We start from the raw sequence: 336 nt of genomic DNA, 5'->3' as shown, positions 1-336 counted from the left end.
GCCCTCTTGGCGCGGAAGGCGGCGAGCGTCGGCTCAACGTCCTCATAAGCCGCGCCAAGCGCAGCTGCGAAGTATTCGCGTCCATCACAGACGAGGACATCGACCTGGAGCGTGGCAAAGGGAAAGGCATCTTCGCCTTCAAGCTCTTCTTGCACTACGCGAGAACAGGGCGAATTTCGCTTGCCCAAGTCACGGTTCGCGAAATGGATTCAATCTTTGTAGAACAGGTAGCCAACGCGCTGATCGAAATGGGTTATCAGGTTCATGCTCAAGTGGGCATTGCCGGCTTCTTCATCGACCTCGCAGTTGCGGATCCAGAGAGGCCAGGCCGCTATA

Annotated in this window: 1 protein-coding gene; it reads left to right on the top strand. The window is 56.8% G+C overall.

Annotated features, from left to right (window positions below):
- Positions 1-336: hypothetical protein (locus EN852_RS37345; RefSeq protein ID WP_135879801.1), on the top strand; the 336-nt coding region annotated here is incomplete at both ends.

The organism is Mesorhizobium sp. M2E.F.Ca.ET.209.01.1.1, from assembly GCF_004010375.2.
Classification (GTDB): Bacteria; Pseudomonadota; Alphaproteobacteria; order Rhizobiales; family Rhizobiaceae; genus Mesorhizobium.
This window is presented reverse-complemented; position numbering and strand designations above follow the sequence as displayed.